The following is a 6,202-nucleotide window of genomic DNA, read 5'->3' on the forward strand; positions in this document are numbered from 1 at the left end:
GCCCGGTCGTGCCGGAAGGACGCGGTCCGCTCACGCGGACGCGCAAGTTGCAACCCCTTGCAACCCTGGTGAAACAGGCTTGAGTTCATTGAAACTTGTCCAACGCCGCCGTGTGCGGCGTATACGGCCTGGAACGGGCCTGAAGTGCGGGGGTGGTGCCGTGTCGGCGCAGCACCACCCCCGCGTCAGTGCCCGGGGCGCGCCCGTTCCACCACCGCCGCCAGGTTCAGGGTGTGCGGCAGCGCCCCGAAGGCGGCGCCCCACTCGCCGCCCAGCCGCGAGGCGCAGAACGCGTCGGCGACGTCCGGCGGCGCGTACCGCACCAGCAGCGCCCCCTGGAGCACCAGCGCCAGCCGCTCGGTCAGCCGCCGGGCCCGGGCCTCGGCGCCCTCCAGATCGGCGAGTTCGGTGAGCAACTGCTTGATCGCCGTGTCGAGACGGTGGTCGGCGCCGCGCGCCAGGCCCACCTCCCGCAGATAGGCGTCGAGCGCCTGCGGCTCCCGCGTCAGCGCCCGCAGCACGTCCAGCGCCTGTACGTTCCCGGCGCCCTCCCAGATCGAGTTGAGCGGCGACTCGCGCACCAGGCGGGGCATCCCGGACTCCTCCACGTACCCGTTGCCGCCCAGGCACTCGGAGGCCTCCACCGTCAGCGGCGCGCACCGCTTGGTGACCCAGTACTTGGCGGCCGGCACCGCGATCCGCAGCAGCGCCCGCTCCTGCTCGCCCCCGTCGTCACAGGCGGCCGCCAGGCGCAGCGCGAGCGTCGTCGCCGCCTCCGACTCCAGCGCGAGGTCGGCCAGCACGTTGCGCATCAGCGGCTTGTCGACGAGCTTGCCGCCGAACGCCTCGCGGTGTCCGCAGTGGTGCACCGCCTGCGCCACCGCCTGCCGCATCAGCCCCGCCGACCCGAGCACGCAGTCCAGCCGGGTCGCCGCGACCATCTCGATGATGGTGCGCACCCCGCGCCCCTCCTCGCCGACCCGGCGCGCCCAGGTCCCGTCGAACTCGACCTCGGCGGAGGCGTTCGACCGGTTGCCCAGCTTGTCCTTGAGCCGCTGGATCAGGAACACGTTGCGCGTGCCGTCCGCCAGCACCCGCGGCACCAGGAAGCAGGTCAGCCCTCCCGGTGCCTGCGCCAGCACGAGGAACCCGTCCGACATCGGCGCCGAGCAGAACCACTTGTGCCCGGTCAGCTCGTAGGCGCCGTCCTCGGCGAGCGGCCTGGCCGCGGTGGTGCCCGCCCGTACGTCGCTGCCGCCCTGCTTCTCGGTCATCCCCATCCCGAACAGCGCCCCGGCCTTCAGGTGCGCGGGCCGCAGTTCGCGTTCGTAGACCACGGACGTCAGCCGCGGTTCCCACTCGGCGGACAGCTCCGGGTCGGTGCGCAGCGCGGGCACGGCCGCGTGGGTCATCGACAGCGGGCAGCAGGTGCCGGCCTCGACCTGCGTCCACACCAGGAAGGCGGCCGCCCGCCGCACATGCCCGGCCGGACGGTCCCAGGCCGCGGTCAGCCCGGCCGAGACGCCCTTGCCGAGGAGCCGGTGCCAGGCCGGGTGGAACTCGACCTCGTCGACGCGGTGGCCGTAGCGGTCGTGGGTGCGCAGCCTCGGCGGGTTCTCGTTGGCCTGCGCTCCCCATTCCTGCACCTGGGCGGAGCCGGCGGCCCGCCCGAGCGTCGTCAGCTCCGCGCGCACCTCGTCGAGCAGCCCCGCCTCCACATGCCGTCCGACCGCCTCGGCCAGGGCCTGATCGGCGGCGAAGACGTCGTATCCGACCAGCGGCGGCGGCTGGTTGGTCACGGTGTGCGTGCTGGGTGCCATACGACGGAACCTACCCCGCGGTACTGCGCTGGGCACCACACGGCCGCCCCGCGGCGGGCCCGCCGGACCCCGGCAGAGGCCCTGCCTGACGGCCGCCCCCGGCGGGTGAGGGGGAGCGGGGCCGACGGAGATACCTTTGGCTCGTGCAGCAGTCAGCCAGCGAAACCCCCGAAAGGCCCTCCGGCCGCCTCCACCGGGCACGAGCCCTCTACCGGAACGTATCCAAACGCAGGACCGCCTGGCTGCTGCTGAAGGACACCGTCAACTCGTGCATGGAGTACCGGATCCTGGGGCTGGCGGCCGAGGCGGCGTTCTTCTCCCTGCTGTCCGTGCCGCCGCTGCTGCTGAGCCTGATCGGACTGCTCTTCTACGTCGACTCCTGGACCGGCGCGCACACCATCGCCAGCCTGGAGCGCAACATCCTGGACGCCTCCCGCACGGTCCTGTCCGACCAGGGGGTCAAGGAGATCACCCAGCCGATCCTGCGGGACGTCATGAAGGGCGGCCGGCCCGACGTGATCTCCATCGGCTTCGTGTTCGCCCTGTGGTCGGGCTCGCGCGCGGTGAACGTCTTCATCGACACCATCACCGTCATGTACGGCCTCGACGGCGTGCGCGGCATCGTCAAGACCCGGCTGCTGGCCTTCGGTCTGTTCATCGTGGCCCTGCTGATCGGCTCCATCGCGCTGCCGCTGATGGTGGCGGGCCCGGACGCGGTGGTGCGGATCGTGCCGTGGTCGACGACGCTCGTCCAGATCCTGTACTGGCCGGTCGTGATCGTGCTGTCCGTCGTGTTCCTGACCACGCTGTACCACGTGTCCGTGCCGGTGCGCTCCGCGTGGATCGAGGACGTGCCCGGCGCCCTGGTCGCCCTGGCGATGTGGGTGGTGTGCAGCTTCCTGCTGCGCATCTACCTCACCAGCACCGTGGAGGGCCCGACCATCTACGGCTCACTCGCCGCGCCGGTCGCCGTGCTGCTGTGGATCGGTGTGTCCGCGTTCGCCGTGCTCGTCGGGGCGGCGGTCAACGCCGCCATCGACCGGGTCTGGCCGGCCGCCGCCACGGCCCTGGCGCGCGCCGCCAACGAGCGGGTGCGCGAGGCGCAGATCGCCGAGTACGTCGCCCGCGCCGCCGCGACCCGCGAGAACGAGCCCGACGACCCGGAGGACCCCGACATGCCCGCGGAGTTCCCCGAGCGGTGGTCGCGCTTCCTGCCCCCGGAGGACGTGACGGCACGGCTGCGGGCCCATGTGAAGACCACGCACACGCGGAGCCCGCACAAGGACGACCAGAACGGCTCGTCGAAAGGGTGACCGGCCCGACGGGCCGCCGCGCCGCCCGGCGCCTCACGGGGCCTTCCGCGTCCTCCCGGCGGGGCCCGGCGGCGGCGTAGGGTCGTCCGCCATGGACCGCCGACTCCTCGTCCACACCCGTACCGCCGACTACCGCCACGACTCCATCCCGGACGCCGTCGACGCGCTGCGCGCCCTCGACGGCTTCGAGGTCGAGCACACCGAGGACCCCGAGGCGCTCGCCCAGCCCCTGGAGCGGTACGCCGCCGTCGTCTTCCTCTCCACCAGCGGCGAGGTGCTCACCCCGGCCGGCCGGGAGCGCCTCGCCGCGTACGTCGAGCGGGGCGGGGGGTTCGTCGGCGTGCACGCGGCGGCCTGTACGGAGTACGACTGGCCGTACTACGGCGAACTGCTCGGCGCCCGGTTCGCCCGGCACCCGGAGTACCAGCCGGGCCGGGTCCTGGTCGAGGACCGCGGCCATCCGGCCACCCGGCACCTGCCCGCCGAGTGGGCCTTCACCGACGAGTGGTACGACTTCCGCACCAATCCGCGTGGCGCCGTACGGGTCCTGGCACGCGCCGACGAGTCGTCGTACCGCGGCGGGGGCATGGGCACCGACCACCCCCTGGTGTGGTGCCGTGAACAGGGCCGGGGCCGCGTCTTCTACACGGCGCTCGGCCATGCCTCCGAGGCCTACGCGGACCCGGACTTCCGGGCCCATCTGCGCGGCGGGATCGAGTGGGCGGCAGGGCCTGTCGCCCGGTGAGGTCCGGCCCGGGGCGCTACGGCCGCCGCCACCGTATTTCCTTGCTGGGACCGATCATTACCGGTATCGGTGGTATCCCGCCCATGACCACCACGTCCGCCCTCACGGAAGGAGACCTCCTGTGCTCGCCGACTTCCTTCCCCGCGTCGTCCCCCACCCCGTGGATGGCGATCGTGCCGCTGGTGGCGCTCGTCCCCGCCGTCCACTGCATGATCGACATCTCGCGGCACCCCGATACCAGGCAGCTCTCGCCCCTGGCATGGCTGGCCGTCCGCGCCTTCGGCAACGTGATCGGCCTGGTCGCCTGTCTCAGGTTCGGCCGCAGCGAGAACCGCTAGCTGGCTAGCGCTCCACCGGACTTCCACCGGACGGCGGGACCGGCACCCCGCGCCCGGAATACCGGAAGACGGCCGTGCGCTTCGGTGATACCCGTGTGAGACGCGGCGAAGGGTTGGTGGGCGCATGACGGCCGACAGATCGGACCCCGTGGTCACCACCCCCTACGGGGCGGTGCGAGGCAGACATGAGCACGGAGTGGCCGTGTTCCGCGGCGTCCCGTACGCCGCACCCCCCTTCGGCCCCCGGCGGTTCCGGCCGCCGGTGCCGCCCGAGCCCTGGGACGGTGTGCGCGACGCCGCCCTCTTCGGCCCGACCGCGCCGAAGCCTCCGTACTCCGAGGCCTTCGCCCGGTACCTGTCCGACCCGGTCGTCCCCGGCGACGACTGCCTCAACCTCAACGTGTGGACACCCGATCCGGACCCGGCAGCCCGGCTCCCCGTCATGGTCTGGCTGCACGGCGGCGCACTCACCCGCGGCTCCTCCGCCGTGCCCGTCTACGACGGGCGTGCCTTCGCCCGTGACGGCGTCGTCCTGGTGTCCGTGAACTACCGGCTCGGCGTGGAGGGCTACGGACTCTTCCCGGACGCCCCCGCCAACCCCGGCCTGCGCGACCAGCTCGCCGCCCTGCGCTGGGTCCACGAGGCGATCGGGGCCTTCGGCGGCGACCCGGACCGGATCACCCTGTGCGGCCAGTCGGCCGGAGCCATCAGCATCGGCGCCCTCATCGCCGCCCCGCAGGCCCAGGGCCTGTTCCGCCGCGCGGTCCTCCAGAGCGGGCCGCCGGAGGCCGCCGACCGCGGCAACGTACGGCGGATGGTGCGGCGCATGGCGACCCGGCTGAAGGTGCCCGCCACCGCGGAGGCGTTCGCCGCCGTCGACCGGGACCTGCTGCTGCGCACCCAGGCCGAGGTCGGCCGGCTCGGCGGTCCGGTCCTCGGCGGGCCCGCCTTCGGCATCGTCGTCGACGGCGACCTCGTCCCGCGTGACCCGCTCCAGGCCCTGGTGGAGGGCGACGCGGCGCGGGGAGCGGACCTCCTCATGGGCTGGACCCGCGACGAGTACCGGCTGTGGCTGGTCCCGGGCGGGCTGCTGGAGCGCGTCGACCGGCTCGGTGCCGTCGCGCTGGCCGCCGCCATGGCCCGCTGCCACTGCGGGCACGAGGTGGTCCGCGGCTACCGGGCGCTGAGCCCCGCGGCCGGCACCGCCGAGACCGTCGGGCAGCTGGTCACCGACCACCTGCTGCGCCGCCCGCTGCACCGGCTGGCCGACGCGCGTCCGGGCTCGTCGTACGTCTACGAGTTCGCCTGGCCCTCGCTGCTGCCGGACCTCGGTGCCTGCCACGCCCTGGAACTCGGCTTCGTCTTCGACACCGGCGACCTCTCGGACTCCCGCAGGCTGGCCGGGGAGGGCGCCCCGCAGGAGCTGGCCGACGCCATGCACGCGGCCTGGGTCCGCTTCGCCACCGACGGCGACCCCGGCTGGCGGTCCTGGGACGCCACCCACCCGGTACACGTCTTCGGTGACGGCCCGCCCCACACCGTCCACGGCCCACGCGACGCCGAACTCGCCCTCTGGACGGCCGCCCCCGAGCCGCCGCCCACCTTTGACGGCACCCGGGTCCGCGCAACGGAACTCCGCGCGGTGGTACGACGCCTGCGCCGCCCGGGGGGCGTGGGCGGCCGCTGACGATCCTTCGCCGGGGGAGGGAGCCACGGCCGGAACCGGGCGGGACCCGCGACGACCGGCCGGGGCGCCGACAGCAACCGGGCGAACTCCGTGTTCGCCCCGGGCTGCGCCCGCCAGAAGCCGCCGCCGAACTGACGGGTGTGGGACGGGGTGCGGGTTTTCTGTCCGGTGGTTCGCCCCGGGGCGCGGTGTTGCGGCCGCGCGGTCGGCGGCGCGCGGGCCGTCTCCGTGATCGCCCGGTTCCGTCCGGCGGGAGCCGCTGTCCGGTCGGCCGTCGGGAGGGGCGGCGGTGATGTGCG

Annotated in this window: 5 protein-coding genes; 4 read left to right on the forward strand and 1 reads right to left on the reverse strand. The window is 73.9% G+C overall.

Features of this window, described 5'->3' with window-relative positions:
• Positions 1–185: 185 nt before the first annotated feature.
• A complete protein-coding gene (locus ACWC91_RS17475; protein ID WP_225075669.1) occupies positions 186–1,820 on the reverse strand; it encodes an acyl-CoA dehydrogenase family protein in 1,635 nt (544 codons plus the stop codon).
• Positions 1,821–1,963: 143 nt separating this feature from the next.
• Between ACWC91_RS17475 and ACWC91_RS17480 the strand changes: the two genes are divergently transcribed.
• The 4 genes from ACWC91_RS17480 to ACWC91_RS17495 all read left to right on the forward strand — a co-directional run bounded on the left by ACWC91_RS17480 (position 1,964) and on the right by ACWC91_RS17495 (position 5,903).
• A complete protein-coding gene (locus ACWC91_RS17480) occupies positions 1,964–3,133 on the forward strand; it encodes a YihY/virulence factor BrkB family protein (RefSeq protein WP_225075668.1) in 1,170 nt (389 codons plus the stop codon).
• A 91-nt stretch (positions 3,134–3,224) separates the two neighbouring features.
• A complete protein-coding gene (locus ACWC91_RS17485) occupies positions 3,225–3,878 on the forward strand; it encodes a ThuA domain-containing protein (protein WP_450642605.1) in 654 nt (217 codons plus the stop codon).
• 83 nt (positions 3,879–3,961) lie between these two features.
• The gene (locus ACWC91_RS17490) at positions 3,962–4,216 is read left to right on the forward strand and encodes a hypothetical protein (protein ID WP_450642606.1); all 255 of its coding nucleotides are present in this window, start codon (positions 3,962–3,964) and stop codon (positions 4,214–4,216) included.
• 124 nt (positions 4,217–4,340) lie between these two features.
• A complete protein-coding gene (locus tag ACWC91_RS17495; protein WP_281155520.1) occupies positions 4,341–5,903 on the forward strand; it encodes a carboxylesterase/lipase family protein in 1,563 nt (520 codons plus the stop codon).
• Positions 5,904–6,202 lie beyond the last annotated feature (299 nt).

It is taken from the genome of Streptomyces sp. NPDC001204 (assembly GCF_053598035.1).

What these genes read in the sequence shown, in the direction of transcription:
- ACWC91_RS17475 (WP_225075669.1), bottom strand. Translation starts at nt 1,820, where the DNA reads ATGGCACCCAGCACGCACACCGTGACCAACCAGCCGCCGCCGCTGGTC.
- ACWC91_RS17490 (WP_450642606.1), top strand. Translation starts at nt 3,962, where the DNA reads ATGACCACCACGTCCGCCCTCACGGAAGGAGACCTCCTGTGCTCGCCG.
- ACWC91_RS17495 (WP_281155520.1), top strand. Translation starts at nt 4,341, where the DNA reads ATGACGGCCGACAGATCGGACCCCGTGGTCACCACCCCCTACGGGGCG.
- ACWC91_RS17485 (WP_450642605.1), top strand. Translation starts at nt 3,225, where the DNA reads ATGGACCGCCGACTCCTCGTCCACACCCGTACCGCCGACTACCGCCAC.